This window comes from Mucilaginibacter sp. P4_A11, from assembly GCF_056402535.1.
In genome coordinates, this window is the sequence record NZ_JBFUHE010000005.1 from 314,432 (window position 1) to 332,408 (window position 17,977).

General features: G+C 41.4%; 17 protein-coding genes. 9 read left to right on the forward strand and 8 right to left on the reverse strand.

Annotated features, from left to right (window positions below; translation table 11 throughout):
• The first annotated feature begins 4 nt into the window (after positions 1-4).
• Complete coding sequence (locus tag AC1DUD_RS12370; protein WP_477374983.1) at positions 5-868, forward strand: alpha/beta hydrolase; 864 nt, start codon at positions 5-7, stop codon at positions 866-868.
• A gap of 66 nt (positions 869-934) precedes the next feature.
• On the opposite strand, the gene AC1DUD_RS12375 is transcribed toward AC1DUD_RS12370, so the two are convergent.
• Positions 935-1,702: an adenine nucleotide alpha hydrolase family protein gene (locus AC1DUD_RS12375; RefSeq protein WP_477374984.1), complete on the reverse strand. Its 768-nt coding sequence runs from the start codon at positions 1,700-1,702 to the stop codon at positions 935-937.
• A 291-nt stretch (positions 1,703-1,993) separates the two neighbouring features.
• On the opposite strand from AC1DUD_RS12375, the gene AC1DUD_RS12380 reads away from it, so the two are divergent.
• The 4 genes from AC1DUD_RS12380 to AC1DUD_RS12395 all read left to right on the forward strand — a co-directional run bounded on the left by AC1DUD_RS12380 (position 1,994) and on the right by AC1DUD_RS12395 (position 8,953).
• Entirely contained in the window at positions 1,994-2,596 is a 603-nt protein-coding gene (locus AC1DUD_RS12380; RefSeq protein ID WP_477374985.1) for an RNA polymerase sigma factor, read from the forward strand.
• 109 nt (positions 2,597-2,705) lie between these two features.
• Entirely contained in the window at positions 2,706-3,809 is a 1,104-nt protein-coding gene (locus AC1DUD_RS12385; protein WP_477374986.1) for a FecR family protein, read from the forward strand.
• A 212-nt stretch (positions 3,810-4,021) separates the two neighbouring features.
• The gene (locus AC1DUD_RS12390) at positions 4,022-7,384 is read left to right on the forward strand and encodes a TonB-dependent receptor (protein ID WP_477374987.1); all 3,363 of its coding nucleotides are present in this window, start codon (positions 4,022-4,024) and stop codon (positions 7,382-7,384) included.
• A gap of 21 nt (positions 7,385-7,405) precedes the next feature.
• The gene (locus AC1DUD_RS12395; RefSeq protein ID WP_477374988.1) at positions 7,406-8,953 is read left to right on the forward strand and encodes a RagB/SusD family nutrient uptake outer membrane protein; all 1,548 of its coding nucleotides are present in this window, start codon (positions 7,406-7,408) and stop codon (positions 8,951-8,953) included.
• 79 nt (positions 8,954-9,032) lie between these two features.
• Here the strand turns inward: AC1DUD_RS12395 and AC1DUD_RS12400 are convergent, their stop codons facing one another.
• The 5 genes from AC1DUD_RS12400 to AC1DUD_RS12420 all read right to left on the reverse strand — a co-directional run bounded on the left by AC1DUD_RS12400 (position 9,033) and on the right by AC1DUD_RS12420 (position 12,954).
• On the reverse strand, positions 9,033-10,409 hold the full coding sequence (locus AC1DUD_RS12400; protein WP_477374989.1) for an OmpA family protein: 1,377 nt from the start codon (positions 10,407-10,409) through the stop codon (positions 9,033-9,035).
• Between the two features lie 308 nt (positions 10,410-10,717).
• Positions 10,718-11,557, reverse strand: coding sequence for a maleylpyruvate isomerase N-terminal domain-containing protein (locus AC1DUD_RS12405; protein ID WP_477374990.1), 840 nt, complete (start codon positions 11,555-11,557; stop codon positions 10,718-10,720).
• A gap of 27 nt (positions 11,558-11,584) precedes the next feature.
• The gene (locus tag AC1DUD_RS12410) at positions 11,585-12,013 is read right to left on the reverse strand and encodes an OsmC family protein (RefSeq protein WP_477374991.1); all 429 of its coding nucleotides are present in this window, start codon (positions 12,011-12,013) and stop codon (positions 11,585-11,587) included.
• Between the two features lie 90 nt (positions 12,014-12,103).
• Positions 12,104-12,520, reverse strand: coding sequence for a DUF3052 domain-containing protein (locus AC1DUD_RS12415; protein ID WP_477374992.1), 417 nt, complete (start codon positions 12,518-12,520; stop codon positions 12,104-12,106).
• Positions 12,520-12,954 carry a DinB family protein gene (locus AC1DUD_RS12420; protein WP_477374993.1) on the reverse strand — a complete coding sequence of 145 codons (435 nt, stop codon included), beginning with the start codon at positions 12,952-12,954 and terminating at the stop codon, positions 12,520-12,522. The genes AC1DUD_RS12415 and AC1DUD_RS12420 overlap by 1 nt, the downstream gene beginning before the upstream one ends.
• Before the next feature lie 78 nt (positions 12,955-13,032).
• On the opposite strand from AC1DUD_RS12420, the gene AC1DUD_RS12425 reads away from it, so the two are divergent.
• The 3 genes from AC1DUD_RS12425 to AC1DUD_RS12435 all read left to right on the forward strand — a co-directional run bounded on the left by AC1DUD_RS12425 (position 13,033) and on the right by AC1DUD_RS12435 (position 15,296).
• A complete protein-coding gene (locus AC1DUD_RS12425; protein ID WP_477374994.1) occupies positions 13,033-14,280 on the forward strand; it encodes a nucleoside recognition domain-containing protein in 1,248 nt (415 codons plus the stop codon).
• Between the two features lie 71 nt (positions 14,281-14,351).
• Positions 14,352-14,771, forward strand: coding sequence for a hypothetical protein (locus AC1DUD_RS12430; protein ID WP_477374995.1), 420 nt, complete (start codon positions 14,352-14,354; stop codon positions 14,769-14,771).
• A 111-nt stretch (positions 14,772-14,882) separates the two neighbouring features.
• Positions 14,883-15,296 carry an OsmC family protein gene (locus tag AC1DUD_RS12435; RefSeq protein ID WP_477374996.1) on the forward strand — a complete coding sequence of 138 codons (414 nt, stop codon included), beginning with the start codon at positions 14,883-14,885 and terminating at the stop codon, positions 15,294-15,296.
• A gap of 220 nt (positions 15,297-15,516) precedes the next feature.
• Here the strand turns inward: AC1DUD_RS12435 and AC1DUD_RS12440 are convergent, their stop codons facing one another.
• Positions 15,517-16,134: a TetR/AcrR family transcriptional regulator gene (locus AC1DUD_RS12440; RefSeq protein ID WP_477374997.1), complete on the reverse strand. Its 618-nt coding sequence runs from the start codon at positions 16,132-16,134 to the stop codon at positions 15,517-15,519.
• 180 nt (positions 16,135-16,314) lie between these two features.
• Between AC1DUD_RS12440 and AC1DUD_RS12445 the strand changes: the two genes are divergently transcribed.
• The gene (locus AC1DUD_RS12445) at positions 16,315-17,442 is read left to right on the forward strand and encodes a mechanosensitive ion channel family protein (RefSeq protein WP_477374998.1); all 1,128 of its coding nucleotides are present in this window, start codon (positions 16,315-16,317) and stop codon (positions 17,440-17,442) included.
• Here AC1DUD_RS12445 and AC1DUD_RS12450 read toward each other — a convergent pair.
• The gene (locus AC1DUD_RS12450; RefSeq protein ID WP_477374999.1) at positions 17,439-17,924 is read right to left on the reverse strand and encodes a DUF4126 family protein; all 486 of its coding nucleotides are present in this window, start codon (positions 17,922-17,924) and stop codon (positions 17,439-17,441) included. The genes AC1DUD_RS12445 and AC1DUD_RS12450 overlap by 4 nt on opposite strands.
• Between the last annotated feature and the right edge of the window lie 53 nt (positions 17,925-17,977).

A 17,977-nucleotide genomic window follows, 5' to 3' on the forward strand; every position in this document is an offset into this window, starting at 1 on the left:
GTAAATGAAAAAAATAACTTTAAGTTTTATCCTGCTATTATGTAGTGCATGGGCTTTTGCGGCAAAAGTTGATACAGTGCAAATCCCCAGCGCTGCGATGAACAAAATCTATAAAGCGGCCATCGTTTTCCCAAATACTTATGCAAAAAGCAAAGCCAATTTCCCGGTGCTTTATCTGCTGCATGGAGGCTATGGTCATTTTGATGACTGGTTGCTGAAAACACCCGACAAATCGCTGGTAAAAAACCTTGCCGATCAATACAATATCATTATTGTAATGCCTGAGGGTGAGACTTTCAGCTATTATGTTGACAGCCCAGTTGACCCTACCAGTAAGTTTGAAACTTACATTATCAGGGAGGTTATCCCGTTTATCGACAGTAAATACCGTACTGTAAACGATAAAAAAGGCAGGCTTATCACCGGTTTATCCATGGGTGGCTTTGGTTCGTTATATCTTTCTACACGGCATCCTGAATTGTTTGCCGCCGCCGGAAGCATGAGCGGTGCCCTCGACCCAAACATGACCAACTGGAAACTCCCTCCCGACAGGTTTGAAATGCTTACCAAAATGCTTGATAAAATATGGGGGCCTATGACACCGGATACTTATCTGCCTTATTCAATAGTAAACATGGCGGATCAGATTAGGCGGAACGGCTTACCTTTGGTTATCAATATAGGCGTCGACGACTTTTTGCTTGAACCAAACAGGGAATTACACAGCAGATTAGTTTATAACCATACGCCTCATGACTACAGTGAACAGCCGGGAGGCCATACCTGGGAGTTTTGGCAAAACGCGTTGCCGGGGCATTTGTTATTCTTCAGCAAGATATTAAAGGCAAATGGCACTTATGTTTTATAAGGGCTGAAGTGAATAGATGAAGTGGAAGGTTACTAATAGTACCTTCCACCTTATGTTTATACCTGATTAGCAAGGAAAGATTAATGCCGGGAGATGGGCATGTTCCTCATTCTCCATATTCTCCCAATCCCAAAGACTGTTTAATTGCGAGCTGCGATTACTCAACACAAAAAAGTCTACCTGCATTACATTAGCCAAAACGTCGACAGTTTTCATGATGTCGCGTTCTTTAATATTTACCAGGTTAAGCCCTGAGTTGGAAAACAATTGCCTGAACACAGTTTCCGCATAACTTTCATTCATATGCGGCAATCCGGATTCCGTTATATTAAAAAGCGAGGCCTTCACATCCAGCCCCCCACTCATTTTGCTCAAAAAACTTACAATATCTTTTTTTGCATAACGCAGATCGGCGAGATAGCCCATGTTTGTAATATTAAAAGAAGCGCCTTCAGGAACAGCCAACAACGGGCAGCCTGAATGATTCAGAATAGATGTAAGCTGTTCGTTGATCTCTTTGACTGTTCCACTAACGCCTTTTATGATCAAGCCTATATCGTATTTAGCCGTAATTGCATGGAGCGACATTCCCAAAGTATCCAAGTAGCTAAGGAAAACTACATTTTCTGAGTTTTTACCTTGTTCTTTGCTATTAATATCGTCATAGTCAAAAATGTCCTGCACAGCGGTATCAGATAGGCGAACACTACGACTTTCGGGCACTGTGTACATGACAATTACTTTAACTTTTAATTTTTCGCCTAAATTATTGGCGTAGGTAAGTGCGTAATTACTTTCCTTTTTGAGGTTATGAACTACTAAGATTGCTTTCATAGCTAATTGATATTTTAATGAGATGTCGTGAAATAAACAAGCAGCAGCAAACTCGGTTTTTTAATTTCTAATTAATAAAGTCATTAAAAGGTCAGTTTTAAACAGACGATACTTTACTGACTAATTATGATCTTTAACCTTTAACTAATACTGAATATTATTTACCACCTACAGCAATAATCGGGTATGTTAATTAATCTTTTAAATAACTTTGTTTTAATTTACATGGATATTAAATAACGCAGGTTTTTGATGTACATGTAAAGCAGGACAGACCGATTTGCAACAAAAATGAGCGCTGATACAGAACACTTAATCACTACCGATGATTCCATTTTATGGGATCTGTTCAGGGCAGGTGATGAAGCAGCCTATACCCGCTTAATGCAAAAATATTCCAGGCCATTATTTAACTATGGCTTCCGGATTTGCCAGGATAAGGACTTTTTGAAAGATTGCATTCAGGATGTATTTCTTGAATTATGGAACCGACGTTTAAAAATCAGCTCTACTCCGGCTGTAAAATATTATCTTTTTAAGGCAGTCAGGTTAAGGATTTTCAGGGAGCAGTCTAAGTGGAACCGAGGCGAACCTATTGACGAAAAGTGCGAATTTATTGTGGAGTTCAATATCGAATCAAAAATGATCACCGATCTGGAAACGCTTGAACTCTCAACACGGATTAAACAGGTATTGAACACCCTTCCTCCCCGTCAGCGCGAAATCATGTACCTGCGCTTTTATGAAAACCTTGATTTTGATAACATCTCACAAATAATGGAGATCAGTAAACAATCGGTACATAACCTGCTGCAAAAGGCTTATAAAAACTTCCGTTCGGAATGGCTAATCCTTATAACCCTGTTTTCGTGCCACATTACTTATAAATTATAAATCTGTATACCAGTTAGTTATAAACAATTTTTACTTTTCTTTTATTTAGAAGGGTAATTTCTCACTGATTCGGAATATATACTATTACAAACCAATTGAATCAGTTTCCGTGACTAACTATAGCAATTACGAAGTTGAAGACTTTTTGCACGATGATTTTTTTATCGGCTGGGTTTTAAATGGCACTACAGAACACCAAAAGTTTTGGGATCAGTGGCTTTTAGATAACCCTGATAGAAAAAAAGCAGTTGAAAGTGCCCGTCAGATCATTTCTTCCATTAATATTAAACCGCTTGATAATGGTTTAAATGACGATGAAGTAAACGCGATATTGGCAAATGTGCAAGGTCATTATCATGACGAAAACGCGGAGCCCGAGGCCAGGACGCTTAAAATATACCAAACCCAATGGTTCAGGGTAGCAGCAATTTTATTGGTTTTTATAACGGCAGGGCTCGTGTTTTTAAAATCACATACAAATACACCATCATCACAGCTCTCCCGGGCTGAGCAAGCTGACGGATATATCAGCATTACCAATAATACAACCGAATCAAAACTGATAAGGATGGATGATGGCAGCCTCGCCGTTTTAAAACCAGGCTCCGGCATAAAATACCCTAAGTCATTTAAAGCGGGTCGAGAAGCATATTTAAGCGGAGAAGCCTTTTTTGAGATCCATAAAAACCCAGCAATACCTTTTATAGTCCACAGTCATGAAATGGCGGTAAAGGTTATGGGGACAAGCTTCACAGTAAGATCGTTTAGCATAAGCAAGGAATTTAAGGTAATTGTAAATACGGGTAAGGTTTTGGTTTACCATCAAAAGGAAGCACGCAAAAACGAAGTACCTAAAGAAATAGTAACGCTTTTGCCGAATCAACAGGTTACTTATACATCAAAATTAACGCTGGTAAAAAAGGAAACATTACCTGTACCCCTTACCCTGTCAACCCCGGTAGCACAAAAGGAATTTACTTTTGACGATACCCCATTATCAGAGATCATCAATAAAATTGACAAGGCATACGACGTAAATATAGAATATGATAAAGCTACTATCGGTAATATTAACCTTTCGGCTTCCCTGTCAGACCGTCCTCTCGACGAAAAAATAAAACTTATATGCAAAGCGATAAACGCATCCTGCCAGTTTATCGACGGCCGCATCATCATATCCAATCCAGGCCTTAACCATAACACAACCAATTAATTAATCAACCCGTTAACCAAATTATGATGCAAATGAAAGAAATGATTACATAAGCGCTCCATCAAAAAAGAAACCGGCAATATTTGCGGTACTGCCGGTCCAAAAGTTTAGCCCCAAAATGTTTGATACCCATTTTACTGTAACCTCTTGCAAAGGTTGAGCGGGGGCTTTTTTGTCAAGTTATTAACGAATTATTAACTCTAACCAAATTTATGAAATATAAACCTATACTCGTAAAAATAATGAAGATCACGTTTTTACAGTTAACATTAAGTCTCTCATTGTTAGGCAGCGCCATTGCTAAAGAATCAAACGCACAGGCTATTCTTGACACCAAAATATCCGTAAGCGAAAGCAATACTGCCTTAAAAACAGTGATCAAAAAGCTGGAACAACAGTACCGTATTAATTTCGTGTACAGTCCCGACCTGATCAATAGCAATCAAAAGGTTAATGCCAGCTATAATCAAAAAGCACTGGGAAGCGTACTTACTGACCTGTTTACCCCCTTAAACCTCGCGTTTGAGGTTTCGGGCGATGTAATTGTGATCAGAAGTATTACCACCTCGGGCTTGCCTTCACTTAATAAAAAGAACGATCTGGATATGACCCTGGCGCCTGTTTCGGGTAAAATAGTCGACGAAAAAGGATTGCCAATACCCGGCGTTTCAGTTACCATAAAAGGTACCAAAACAGGTACGGTAACCGATAGCAATGGAGCCTTTACATTAAACGTTGCACCCGGAACCATTTTGGTTATTTCGGCCGTAGGTTTCGAAACCCAGGAAATCCCGGCTAAAGATAGCGCTATGAGCATTGCCCTCGTACCGGCCAATAATAACCTTACCGAGGTAGTAGTTGTAGGTGCAGTAATTAAAAAGGGCGACCTTACTGGTTCAGTAGGAAGCGTTAGCGAAAAAACGTTGAAAGAAGTTCCTACAACCAACATCAACCAGGCGATACAGGGGCGCGTAGCAGGTGTGCTTATTCAAAACGCCGATCCACGCCCGGGTGGTACCGTATCCATAAAAATACGTGGTAACAACTCCATCCAATATGGTTCAAACCCAATTTACGTTGTGGATGGCTTGGTTATTGAAGATGGCTTTAACTCCATTAACCCCGATGATGTTGCCAGTGTTGATATTTTGAAAGATGCATCGGCAACAGCACTGTATGGTGCGCGCGGTGCCAACGGCGTTGTTTTGATCACCACAAAAAAAGGCAAAGGCGGCGAAGGCAGGATTGATTATAATGCATGGGTGGGCTTTCAGTCATTTACCCATAATATCAACTACCTTAACGCGCAGCAAATTGTCGACTTACGCGTTGATGCCTATGCCAATAAATACATGGATGACAACCCAAATGCCGATAGGGCTGCGTATGTTAAAACCCTGTTGTCGCCTGGTTCACCTGCTTTTGGTGCCGATGAGTTGAAAACCTATAACGCTGGACAAAGCTATAACTGGCTTAGCAAAATCAAGCAAAACGGTGTTCAGCAAAATCACACCATCAGCTTTTCAAAAGGCACAGCCGATGGTTCATCAGTATATATAAGCTTTAATTATACCGATCAAAAGGGCTTACTAAAAACCTCTGATTATAAGCGCTATGGTGGCAAGATCAACCTCGACCAAAAAATAAAACCCTGGTTAAAAGTTGGTACCAACACCACGTTTGCGCGTACAGAAGAATCATATATTGATGGTGGTGTGTTCAATATAGCAGCCAATGCAAACCCATTGCTGCCTATAAATGACACTGCCGCTTACTTAAGCTGGAAAGGGATCATAAGCCCCGATCTGTATAATCCTATCCGAAGCTTGAAAATTGATGGTAAAGGCAACCAAAACCGATTGTTGACCACCAACTATGTGGTTGTAAATCCAATTCAGGGTTTGAATATCCGCAGTGGTTTTTCGGTTGATGTACGTAATCAAAATTACTTCAACTATATCCCTATGAGCTTAGGCCAATCCTTGCGTAACTCAACCAACGGTAGCGCTACTCAAAAGAAGGATAACTGGTTAAACTGGCAGTGGGATAACTCTGTAACGTACGATAAAAGCGTTGGCAAAAATAACTTTTCGGGTTTAGTTAGCTTTGGTTTAACTAAAAACAGTCACGATTTTAACCAGGTAGATGCCCAGGGCTTTGCAACAGATGATTTCTCGTACAAATATCTTGGTGGTGCTTATCTCAAGAACATGTTCCAGCTTCAGTCGGATTTTACCACTAATACCTTGGTAAGCTACATTGGCAGGCTTAACTATAATTACGACAACAAGTATTTTGCTACGCTCACCAGCCGTTATGATGGTTCATCCAGGTTTGGCAATGGTAACAAATGGGGCTTATTCCCATCACTTGCACTGGCATGGAACGTTGCCCGAGAGGACTTTATGAAGGGTGCCAATATCGATAATCTGAAACTCCGCGCAGGTTATGGTATTGCCGGTAACCAAAACATACCAGACTTTGCTTACCGTTCATTATACAGGCCGGTATTTACAAGTGGTTCGGTTACCTATGTATCTGACGGACGCTTAGGAAACCCTAACCTTCGTTGGGAAAAACAAAAACAATTGAACGTAGGTGTTGATCTGGGTATCCTGAAAAACAGGCTTAATATTACTGCCGATTATTTCATCATCCACAACAATGACCTTTTGATGCAGCGTACACTTTCAACAACATCCGGTTTTAGTAACACTATTGATAACGTTGGCGCCTTATTAAACAAGGGTGTTGAGTTGAATGTAAACGCGCGTATCCTGAACAACAAGGACTTTCAATGGGATTTTAGCGCTAACATTTCATCGTACCGCAATAAGATCACTAAACTTTATGGTAGTGTTGACGCTATTTATAAGTATGGTGGTTTTACTGGTGTCGAAATCCAGCGCGAGGGAAACCTTTTCCTGGGTAAATCTTTAAATTCGATTTATACCTATAAGTTTGAGAAAATTGCCCAGCAATCAGATATGGACCGCATCAAAGGTATCGACTACGGTGGCCGTACTATCCGCCCGGGTGATATCATCCCGGTTGATGTTAATGGTGATAAAAAGATTGATGATGCCGACCGTATTGTTGTTGGCAATACTGATCCTAAGTTTTACGGCGGCTTCTCAACCAACTTTACCTACAAAAACTTCTCGCTTAACGGAGTATTTACCTATAATGTAGGCGGCAAAAAAATAAGTGGCTTATACGAAGGCCTGCTTAACGGCACCGGCGAATATGCAGGTATCGACGATGAGCTTAACCGTTGGACTCCAACCAATACCAACAGCAATATCCCAAGGGCCTACCAGGGTACCGGCCGTTATGGAGTAGGTGAAACTGACTATGCGGTACAAAATTCATCGTACCTGAGGTTATCTGCCTTAACATTGGCATACAGCTTTAATCAATCATTCATGAAAAAAGCAAGACTAAGCAATTTCAGGGTGTATGTAACTGGAAATAACTTGTTTACTATAACCAAATACAAAGGTTATGACCCGGAGGGCGGCGATGGTTATCCAATGCAAAAAATGATTGTAGCAGGTGTTAATGTTGGATTTTAATACGATTTAATCATACTGAAAATGAAAAGAAAATATATTTTGATACTATTCGCCTTTTTGGTGGTGATATCAGGCTCATGTAAGAAATTTGTGGTTCAGGAGCCGCAAACGGCTTTGACTGAGGAGCAGGTTTTTTCAAAGCTTGACAACATTGAACCTTTGGTTTTAGGCTTGTACACCAGCTGGCGAAATGTTAAAAAAGACCGCGGCGGCTTTATGTTCACCCTTGGCAGTGACGAAGCTCAGCAAGGCGCTTACCAGGTTAAAACAGACGACAGGCAAGCCGGTATTGACCGCTACAATGGTTTTTTAGCTCCAAGTAACACTGCGCTGGCCGAACAATGGAACAGCCGCTGGCTGGTAATTTCGGCCGCTGCTAAAGCTGTGTATGCTTTAGGGCTTAACAAAGAAGAGGGCACAAGGAAAAACACGCTCTTAGGCGAATCAAGCTTTATTCGTGCAGCATTAACCTTTGAAATATCCCAATATTGGGGCGAGATTCCCATTATTGACCAGGCAAAATTTCAGGAGTATGGCACCAAACGTCAGCCGTTACCATTGGTATACCAGTTTATTATTACCGATCTTGAAAACGCAGTTAAATATCTGCCCGAAACTCAAACTGATAAGCGACGTGCCACAAAAGGCGCAGCGCTTGCTTTATTAGGTAAAGTGTACTTGTATGCCCCCGCGGCATCTAATGTGCGCGACTATGCTAAAGCTAAATCTTATTTCGAGCAGGTGGTGAACAGCGGCAAGTATTCGCTGGTGCCAAACTATGCCGATTTATGGAAGCCAACTAACGCCAACAGCACCGAATCCATTTATGAGTTTCAATTTAACAATGTTTATCCCGATAATAACCAATGTCAGTGGCAAATGGGTTCACGGTCATTAGCCGATATTGATCAGTATTGCTACTTTGGCGGTTATGACCTGATGGTGCCTACCACGTATTGCAATTCGGACGTAAGCAAGGGTGGTCTATGGGAAGATGGTGACGCACGTAAAGGAGAAAGTATCCGCTACGATTTTACTTACAAAGGCAAAAAACCAGTGCTTAACCCAACCTTTGGCGGTGATGAGCTTGATCCGCATATTAAAAAGTTTGAAGACATCCGTACAGATGGCACTTTAAGTTTCTGGCTATCTGGTAAAGATATCTTCTTTTTGCGCTACGCGGATATCCTGCTATGCTATGCCGAAACTTTGAACGAAACAGGCAATACCACACAGGGGGTTGATATTGTAAATAACCAGATCCGCAAAAGGGCCTGGGGCGGTACTTTACCTGCCGACAAACGCTGGAACAACGGCATGTCGCCGGATGAGTTCCGTACCAAAATGCTTGATGAACGCATGCGCGAGCTATGCTTTGAAGGGTGGAGAAGGATGGATTTGATTCGCACAGGCAAATTGGTTGATCTGGTTAAAGTCCGCAACAAATGGGCTAAACAATCTGGAACTATACAAGCTTATCATAACCGCTACCCTATTCCGCTGCAGGAAATCAAGCAAAATGATGACATTAATGAAAGCGACCAAAACCCTGGTTATTCGAACAATTAAATCCAGTTAACCTAATCACAAAAAAAGGCCACTCAATCGAGTGGCCTTTTCTTATCATTATTTGAAGAGTTTACTTCTATTAATATAAGGTAAATTCAACCCTACGGTTAGCCTGACGGCCGGCAGCGGTTTTGTTTGTAGCAATTGGCTGGGTTTGGCCATAGCCTGTTGCTTCAATACGTGAGGCATTGGCACCTTTGCTTACCAAATATGCTTTAACAGATTCGGCACGGTCTTTTGATAAACGCATGTTCAAATCAGCCGAACCAGTGTTATCAGTATGACCGGCAAGTTTCAGACTAAAGTTTTTATCAACCAATAGCTGTGCTACCCTATCTAAACTTGGGTACGAATGGTCACGGATAGTGGCTTTACCCAAATCAAACTCCAGGTTTTTGATGGCATCTTTAACCACTTTTTTATCTTCTTCGGTAACATAAACCACCGGTTTAGCTAAAGGACATCCTGAACCGTCAACTTTTTGTCCGGCAGGTGTGTTAGGGCATTTGTCGTTCACATCAACAACACCGTCACCATCACTATCTGTAGTTAACTTAGCTAAATTAGCATTGGTTGCAGCAAGATCGCTGGCCAATTGTGCATTCTTAGCTTTCTCAGCATCAATTTGTTGCTGCAATTCGGTACGGGTACGTTGATTTTCCCATTGGTATTCTTTACGCATTGATGATACCGGGTTATGAACGGCCATTTGCGGCTTTTTCTTGCTGCCTAATGCAAACTCTAAACCAACGTGAGCGTATGAAAACCTGTCATCGCTGTTGCCAAAGTTATAGCCGTCAAAATTATCCGACTGCACAAAGTTAACCTGGTAACCAAGATCAAGGTTGATACCCGGAGCAAGGTTGAATTTTAAACCTGCACCAATCGGAATGAATACTTCACCAACGTGCCCGTTATCGGTTTTCTTGAAGTTTTCTTGTGTGCCGCCAGCTGGTGTAATCCTTGGCGTATAGTTCATATAACCAGCACCTGCAGTTAAGTACGGTTGGATGAACGGCCTGTCATGACGCCAGTTAATGTTTGCCAATGTAAAGTTGGCACTTAAGGCAGCCGACCAATTTAGTTTTGTAGAGTAAGAATCATAAGTAGATGTACCTGCTGTGGTTACGTGGCTATTTGATGATGACACCTGGCCACGAAGGAAGTCGGCTTGCAAGCCAAATGAGGGTAATATTTGTTTTTTGATATAAGCACCGTATCCAAATTGTTCGGTTGGGCTTGTAAAATCTTGCCTGCTGTTACGGCCAAATACAGTGAATGGGGTTAACAAACCTCCATGTACACCTATCGACCATGTACGTAATTCGCCACCGCCAGAAAAGGGTTTTACATAATCATTTGCTGTAGCTGAAGTATCTGCGGATTGAGCCAATAATTTACTTCCAATCATAACTCCGGTAAGAAGTAGGGAAGCTTTTTTTAAATTTGTTTTCATATCTATAAGTTTAATTATACGTTTAACATTCAAGTAAAACGTACATAGGGTTATCCAACATTGATGCCACCAATATTTACGGCCCCGAAAACCTACTGTAAAAAGCCCCGAAAAATAATCGAAAAATAATAACAGAAATTTAATATAAAACGCTGATTAACTAAGTGAAACAGTTGTGTTTTTATGACACATTTCAGGTAAGCTTAAAAGCTGGTTGACAACTCATTTTCGACTTTTTGTACCAAATGGTTAATGAGTAAAAAAGAATACAGTTTTGTACAGATAAGGAGTAATTAACAAAACAGTTGCTAAGCCATTACGGCAACCATATTGAACAGATTTTCGCCAAGGTTAACATTTCCGCTGATCTCTGAGGCCTCTAATGCAGTTTGCGGATTGACGGCTTTAGTAAATACTTTCCAGGCAATGTCGGGAGATAAAGTAACTATCGTATCCAGGGGATAACCTGCGTTTTTAGTGAGAGCCCAGCCCTCGGTCATCTTAAGCAGGTACCAGTTTCCGCCTGCTTCACCCGTTATTGTAATTTGGATAAGTGCACCGGTGTTAGCTATAACAGTGCGGTATGCATGCGGCAGTCCGCGCATAAAAGTATCTATGCAGGGATAAAACAATTCGGCAGAGATAATACCTTGCTTGCCTACCGCTTCGCGAATTTGTTGCTGATGATGAAACTTTTCGGTGTATTCGCGGGCTATATGAAACCAGTTAACGGAGTGCTCCTCTCCTGCCCAGGCCACAGAGAAAGGTGCGGGCGCTAACAGATCTGCCTTTGCCATAATTTCGCTGTATTGCTTGCCTGTTGTTTCCAATAATTCAGTAAGTAACTGTGGGCTTATACGTCTCATAGCTTTTACCCATGTGGCATTTAATCCGTTCAGAAAATCTACTAAATCACCATAGCTGTTAATGGGGTTGGACGGAGGGTCTCCGGCGAATTGATGAGATGACGAAATAACCCGAATGTTACCATCAAGCAAATGAGCGGCAATATCTTTTACAGTCCAGAGCCTTGCTAATGTAGGTTTATTCCAGTCATCGGCTGATAAAGATTTGAGCAGCGCTATCAGCTTTTGATCCAAAAGGGGGAACAGGTGAACTGTTTTAATAGGGACTTCCTGTTCCGCCATTTGATATTTTAATGAGTGATAGATCTATTATTCAGCAGGGTGCACAATCACCTTCCACTTAATTTCTGCACCGGCTTTTGAAAGCGTTGCAGCTACCGAGCAGTATTTATTAATAGAAAGTTCGGCGGCACGCACAGCTTTATCTTCATCAACGTTTCCGTAGAGGTGAAATTCAATATCCACATCTTCCCATAGTGAAGGTTCTTTACCGGCTTCACGTTCGCCGTTAACCACCATTTTGTAATCTGTAATGTCCTGGCGTTGCTTCTTCAGAATGCTGATCACGTCAATTGCCGAGCAACCGGCCAAGCCCATTAAAAGCATCTGCATTGGGCGGATGCCAAAATCCTGGCCGCCACTTTCCGGACTGCTGTCCATTTTTACTGTGTGCCCATTGGCATCAACGGCTTCAAAGCCAAAATCGCCATGTACACGTTTTAAATTAATCTGAGCCATATTATCAGGTATTATTGTGCTAAGTTATACAATTAAGCGCTTATGCTAAAACGCGCTACTGTTGTTTAATGAGTTTTAAGTAAAAATTACCTATACCGTATATTTTCTGTCTTTAACCGGTATTACCAGCTTTAAACCTGACCAAACTTCATCAACCGCGCAAACCTTAATATCAACCAGGCCAATTTGCAAAGCGAAGTTCCTGATCAGGTCTTCCGTAATATCAGTAACTACTTTTGATGCTTTTTTTGGCCAGGAAACCCAGATCATGCCATCCTGTTTTATTTGCTTCATTAGTATGGGCAGTTTAACACGGTATTCATCAGCACTTTTGCTAAAGAAATGGATCACATCAATTTCAAGCGAAGCATCATCTGTAAAATAAATATCGGGTGACAGATCGGTAAACAGATCAAGATAGTGGTCTGGTGCATTGATAAGCATAACTTTAGCCCCTGCCTTTACGCCGAGCTTTTTCGCCAATGGTGTACCTGAATAGCCAGTCATTACAAAATCCCATTCAAGTGATGCAACATATGGTCAACGTAGTCGGCAGCAAGCCACTCAACGGTCTGCAGGTTCGGTTCCTGTTTACTGTTATCGCAACGTGCAGCTAACCTATTGCGAGGATAGTTTGTTAAAACCCGTAAGATTTGCAGATTTAATAGCGCCCAAAGCTCAATCAGTTCTTTAACCTCAGCATCCTGATAACGGGCGACGGCAACCCACTCAACCTGCTCATAGGTAAGCCTGAAGTTTTCTTCGTAGGTACAGCGTACAAAACGCTGTAAATTAATCTGTGCGCTGTCAATCAAATGCCCGATCACCTCTTTCTTTGACCATTTAGCGGGAGAGGCTTTATAAGACCAATCGATATCCTGGCCTTTTACTTCCCTAACGCTATCTATAATTCCGATGAGTTTGTTGGTTACCTCGTTCATTTATTAGTAGTAGTATAAAAATATCAGCATTTCATATTAAACAGCAAAAGCACTACCTTCAAAGCCTTAAACATTACTATGGCGCTTAACTATATCTGGATAGCTTTTTTTGTAATTGCATTTGTAGTTTCACTCATAAAATTAGTTTTTTTTGGCGATACCGAAGCTTTCAAATTATTGGTTGAAGGATTATTTAATTCGTCAAAATCATCAGTAATGGATATTGCCCTCCCGCTCATAGGCTCCATGGCATTCTGGCTGGGCATTTTGAATATCGGCGAAAAAGCCGGAGCCATTAATTTTTTGTCGCGGATAGTAAGGCCTTTTTTTAGCCGCTTGTTCCCCGATGTACCTAAAGATCACCCGGCTACAGGCCAAATGATGATGAACTTTTCGGCCAATTTAATGGGCCTTGATAATGCTGCTACACCACTCGGTTTAAAAGCCATGGGCAGTTTGCAGGAACTTAATCCCGATAAAGAAACTGCGTCAAACGCCCAGATCATGTTCCTGGTGCTGCATACATCCGGTTTACAATTATTACCGGTTACCATTATAGCTCAAAGGGCCATCCTCAATTCAAAAGATCCTGCCGAGGTATTTTTACCCTGCATTATCGCCACATATGTAGCTACTGTAGTGGGACTTATAGCAGTCGCCATCAAGCAAAAGATCAAGCTTTTCGACAGGGTTGTTATTGGCTGGCTTGGCGGTGTTACAGCTTTCATTACCTTGGTGGTATGGTACTTCACTACCCAATTAACCAAAGAACAGATCAGCACGGTATCATCCGTTATCAGCAATGTGATGCTGTTTACCATTCCGGTAATATTTATAGTTGGCGGACTTATAAAAAAGGTAAATGTATTTGAAGTTTTTGTAGAAGGTGCCAAAGGTGGCTTTGAAACATCTGTTAAGATAATCCCCTACCTGGTGGCTATGCTGGTTGGGATCAGCGTGTTCAGGAGCTGCGGCGCTTTAGATTATATGAACGAAGGCTTACGCTGGATCTGCGTTAAGTTTAATTTGGATACCCGATTCGTTGACGCCATGCCGGTTGCCTATCTGAAACCCCTTAGCGGCTCAGGCTCAAAAGGTATGATGATAACCGTAATGCAGAATTTTGGTGTTGATAAATTTGCCGGGCGACTTGCAGGGATCTTCAACGGTTCGGCAGATACTACCTTTTATATTGTGGCTTTATATTTTGGTTCGGTAGGCATTAAAAAATCACGTTATGCTATCCCTGCCGGGCTTATAGCCGATCTGGCCGGTGTTATTGCTGCTATATTCATTGCCTATTTATTCTTTGGCCATCAGCCGTAAATACTGCAAAAAAGGGAGCGGCTTCCATTCATCAATTTAATTAGTATTTTTATCGCACCCTTTGTAAACTAATGACACAAACTTATCTTAAGGAAAAGCAGCACAAGAAAAAGCGTGCTATGAAAGGTGTATATGCCATAATTATCGTAGGCATTGCATTTATTTTTATCATGATAAAATTTGCCACATCAGGCGGCGTTTCAGAAGTATTATCGTTTAGTAAAATGCCCAATGCAGATGATGCTTATAAAATTGCAACGGAATTTGTAACACCAACTATCCGTGATGGAAACATCTCCTTTCCTGACGATAAATACCAGTTTGGCAAAAAGACCGACTCTGTTTTTATTATCAAATCGTATGTACTCTCAAAAGGCAGCAGGGGCGAAACAAACCGTACAAATTTTGAAGTGATCCTTAAATATAATGGCGGCCCCAAATTATTGAAAAAGAACTGGGACCTTGTTGATATTAACGAAACTTCTGAATAAATAAGTCAGAAGTATTGAGTCGGAAGTCAAGAGTTGGGTTTCTCGTCTTTCTGAGCTTAGCACTTATGACTTTAGACTAAAGACTAATAACAATACATTACTATAGGCCTTATGGAAGAGACAGGAATTGAGCTGATAGAAAGTGCTACAGCGCTTATAGGGCGCTCTCAATATCAAACGGTGGTTAACAGCGGCGGCCATGGTTTGATAACCGACGAGCCCCTAAAGGCCGATGGCAGCGATACCGGTATGAACCCTTTTAGTTTATTATTGGCCAGCCTTGCAAGCTGTACTGTTATTACCCTGCGCATGTACATCAATCGCAAAATGTGGCCGATTGAAGAAATAAAAGCCGATGTTGAAATGTTTAAGACTTTAAGCGGTACACGTATTGAAACTAAACTTAGCTTTAAAGGTGAAGTAAGTGACGAACAGCGGGACCGGTTACTTAAAATAGCCGATGCCTGCCCGGTTCATAAAATATTGATCGGCAATATTGACATCAATACAAATATCGGCGTATAAAAAAGCCCGCACGGCAAAAAGCTATGCAGGCTAAATCACTCTAAAACAATCACCTCTTAAAAAAAGAAGTATTTATAAATAAATGAACAGCCAGGTAATTACCTGGCTATTAAATTATTTGTAAGTACAAATGTACCCATAAATAACAGGCATAGCGGCTGTTAGCCCATTCATTTGACGGCTAACTGACAGTACAGGGCATTTATACCTTAAGATGACTTTAGTACATTAAGCCCTTGATAAAAATATCAAGCAGGAGCAGTTTTTTGGTATGGATCTCTTCCAGGTGTTCCTTACGGGGGAAGTTAGTTTTCTTCTGGGATATGGCCCCCACCCTAATGCCATGCAGGGCATCCATCAATACATCAACAACCTCTTCAGGGTTTTCTACAGGCTTAATTGCCCCTCTTTCAACTTCGGTTTTAATGGCATTACTCAGCAGGCTCAATTCGGCGCTATGCACCTCGCCAACTATCTGCCAGATGGTTTCAGGAAGATTTTGTTCATTAAGCCTGAAAAAATCGAAGAAATTATAATTATTAACAATGAACTCGTGATGGGTATTTACCTGGAAAGTAAAAGCTTCTTTTAAATTGGTAAAAGTATTTAACCGGTTTTCGAGCGTTTTAAGATAATCGGTAGCAAGCTTGCGCATTACCGCAATGTACAACTGGCTTTTATCCGGAAAATAATAGTAAAGCAATGCCTTTGACATGGATAGGTCACCGGCTATTTCATTCATGGTAGTTTTTGAATAACCGTAATGTAAAAAGCGCTGATGCGAGGCCTCTAAAATTTTCTCTCTTTTAATATCCTGCTGGTCATTCACTGCTGCCATGTGGGTCCTTAAGTTTTATTTAAACAGGTAAATAAAAAGTCAACACAATCGATTTCCTGACTTTTTTAACAAAACTATCAAAAATTCATTAAACATGTATAACAACACCCGTTACAGCGGCATTTGCTAAAACAATTTTACATTCCAACTATTTTACTGTAGAAAAACATTTGCCTTACTATGAATATAGAAAACAGCTTACCACCCGACCTGCTTGAATTTTCACAACGGATCCCGTCATTTGCATGGAATCTGATCATTGCGCTGGTAGCCGTGCTTGTTGGCCTTGTTATAAAATTCATAATAACCCGCCTGTTTAAATTGTATGCAAAAAAAACAGACACTTCGTACTCGATCCTAAGATCGATACTGGTTAACCTGGGGCCAGCGGTAGCTTATTTCATTCCACTGTTTCTGTTTAATATACTATCACCATTAATGCGAATGAACCCGGTTTACTATAAACCAATTGATAAAACCTTTGAGATCTTACTTACCATATCCTTCGCGGGCCTGCTTGTACGTTCGGTGCGGATCCTGGAAGATTACATCTATCACACTTACGACCTCAACAAAGTGGATAACCTGAAAGAGCGTAAAGTGCGAACGCAGATCCAGTTTATCCGAAAGATCATTGTGGTGACCATCATCTTTTTAACTATTGCCATTATTTTGCTCAGTTTTGAAAGTATGCGCAAGATAGGCACCGGTTTACTTACCGGCGTAGGGATAGGCGGTATCATAGTTGGTTTCGCAGCGCAGAGCTCGCTGGGCAATTTACTGGCAGGCTTCCAGATAGCGTTTACGCAACCTATCCGCATAGATGATGTACTCGTTGTAGAAGGCGAGTGGGGCCGCGTAGAAGAGATCACCCTCACTTACGTGGTTTTAAAGATCTGGGACGAACGGAGGCTGATACTTCCTATCAATTATTTTATCCAAAAACCTTTCCAAAACTGGACGCGGACATCAGCAGATATCCTTGGTACAGTGTTTTTATATATGGACCATACCGTTCCCATTGATGCCATTCGCGAAGAATTTGAGCGGCTGATAGTTAAATCCAACCTTTGGGACAAACGGGTTAAAGTAGTGCAGGTTACTGATGTAAGAGAACACACCATAGAAATCAGGGTGCTGATGAGCTCCAGTACGTCATCAAACGCGTTTGACCTGCGTTGTTACATCCGCGAAAACCTGATCACGTTTATCCAAAAAAACTTTCCGGGTAGCCTGCCGCGTTCACGTAATGAGATCAGCAATTTGGGCGAGCTTGAAAAGTATGTTCAGCCAGCCACCGGAGCTTAAGTCAGCTTACTTAAGCTAATGCCGGCCCCAATTACCAAAGCATCTTCAGCGGCACCTATCAATGGGTCGGCAATATGGTTTGCTTTAACTATGCTTTTGCGCAAATAATAGCTTCCATATGTAGCGGCTATCGCTGCTGTCCCTCCTATTAATGCTCCCGTTAACGTCTTACCCCCGGCAGCCTTGTAAATACTTGCCCCAGCCAAAGCTCCCGACAAACATCTGCCTGCTACACCAGCTGGTTCTGTACGATTGGGGGTTGAGGGCAATTTATCTGCAATAAGCTCGGTAACAGCTAAAACCTTCAAAACAGCAGCCACCGTTGTTGACTGCATAAATCGTAAGGTCGATTGCTCCAATTTTTTTGAAGGGCTACTGCTTAATATGTGAGTAGTTATAACTGGGGCTGATAAAGTACGCATCCCGGCCAATGCGCCGAGGCTTATCACCTGCCAAACTGGGTTTAATGGTTTAAGTTTCATTCTGCTTTAAAACTATTGATTTAACAACCCAAAATGCCCCGTTATGTTTGTGA